Below are 1,747 nucleotides of genomic sequence, written 5' to 3'. Positions count from 1 at the left end.
GTTGGCGACGGTGGGCTGAACCATCCACGCCGGCAGATTGACCGGCCTAGCCCGCTGCACCGTCAGGGGGTGTGGGGCGTTGTTCCTCGGCTGCGGTAGCGCGTGCAGTTTCACCATCGACCGCGATTCGCCCGCCACGTCTGAGCGGGCATCAGCCACCCGACCCGGCCAGGCTGGGGGAATGCTGCGGTCGGCCAGGTCACCCAAGACGCCGGGGCGACACCCTGGGCCCGGGGTGTCGGTTCCACTGGCCTGTTGCCCCGGCGGTAGCTCAGGCGATTGCGGCGACGGCCCGGAAAGCGGAACAGCATGGCTACCTCCTCAGTGGGTTGGATGGCCGCTCCACTGCGGGGAGTGGAGCGGCCAGGGCGACGCCTGCCCCAGTCCATCGACAGTGGAGCGAGCACACACTGCAACCACTGTTAGCCCCCAGCGGCAGCCGTGCAATCATTTAGACTGGGACATGTCACGATGGGTGTCCTATTCTTGAGAGTGGGTCGAAGACGGTCCCACGCTCGGTAGATGGACTGCTCCAATCTGAGACAGGAGGCCGAATGACCCACGCCGGATCATCCATACCGCGTAGGCAGCTTGGGCGGTACCTAAAGCAGGGCCGTGAGGAGGCTGGCCTATCCCTGGAGGCCGCTGGCGAGGCGCTGGAGTGGTCGCGGTCCACCATGTACCGGATCGAGGGCGGGGGGTCGGCCGTCAAGGCACGCGATGTAGCGGCCATGTGCGCCCTGTATGGCATGTCTCCCGAGATGACCTCGGCGCTGATTGCCTTGGCCGCTGAGACCAAAGCGAAGGGCTGGTGGCACGCGTACGGCGATACCTTGCCGGCTTGGTTTGAGCTGTACGTAGGGATGGAGTCAGCGGCGTCGGGTCTGCGGCACTGGGAGCCGGATTCGCTTCCCGGGTTGCTTCAAACGAGAGGGTATGCCGAGCACCTGCTTCGGTCGCATCCGGAACTTTCAGAGCGAGAGATCGGCCATCTTGCCGAGCTGCGCATGGAGCGCCAGAAGATCCTGATGCGGAAGAAGCCGGAGCCTCCGCGCCTAGAAGTCATAGTGAATGAGGGCGTACTGCGCCGGCCGTTCCCCGGCATGGCCGAACAGCTCAACCACCTGCACAACCAGGTGGTTGCCGAGGTGGCGACAATCCGAATCGTACCTTGGGACACGCAACCCAACTATGCCCTGAACGGCGCTGGCTTCGTCGTGCTCGAATTCCCGACAATCGGGATCCGGGCCGCCGAGCCCACGACCGTCTACAGCGAGTCACTGACAGGCGCTCTATACCTCGACAAGCTGACAGAGGTTGCGGCGTACTCTGTGAGATGGAAAACGTTGGAGGGCCTGTCGCTCGACGCAGACCAATCGGCCAACCTATTGGCCGTGATCGTCAAGGAGATGTAACGATGAGTAACCTTATCGGTGCCGTGTGGCGTAAGAGCAGCCGCAGTGGGGGTAACGGTGGACAATGCGTGGAGGTGGCCGACAACCTCTCCGGCGTCGTGGGCGTTCGCGACAGCAAGGACCCCACCGGGCCGGCTCTGGTGTTCGGTCCGGAGGCGTGGCGGGCGTTCGTACAGCACGCTCGGCGCTGACAAGCAGGCAACTAAGCCCTCCGGCGCGTCAACGCCGGGGGGGCTCACCAGTGCAAACGGTGGGTGAGGTCATTGATCGGGCGGATGATGCAGGCGTTGATCAGGCGGCGGGTCTCGTTGACCGTGAGTGTGATCAGGCCG

General features: G+C 64.4%; 2 protein-coding genes. Both read left to right on the top strand.

Annotation, left to right across the window (positions count from 1 at the left end; translation table 11 throughout):
* Nucleotides 1–554 precede the first annotated feature (554 nt).
* Nucleotides 555–1,415 carry a helix-turn-helix domain-containing protein gene (locus tag K228_RS0124820; protein ID WP_025620776.1) on the top strand — a complete coding sequence of 287 codons (861 nt, stop codon included), beginning with the start codon at nt 555–557 and terminating at the stop codon, nt 1,413–1,415.
* A gap of 2 nt (nt 1,416–1,417) precedes the next feature.
* A complete protein-coding gene (locus K228_RS0124815) occupies nt 1,418–1,606 on the top strand; it encodes a DUF397 domain-containing protein (RefSeq protein WP_025620775.1) in 189 nt (62 codons plus the stop codon).
* The last annotated feature ends 141 nt before the right edge of the window (nt 1,607–1,747 follow it).

The organism is Salinispora cortesiana (assembly GCF_000484695.1).
Classification (GTDB): domain Bacteria; phylum Actinomycetota; class Actinomycetes; order Mycobacteriales; family Micromonosporaceae; genus Micromonospora; species Micromonospora cortesiana.
The sequence above is the reverse complement of the archived record's forward strand: the minus strand, read 5'-3'. Positions and strand labels throughout refer to the sequence as shown.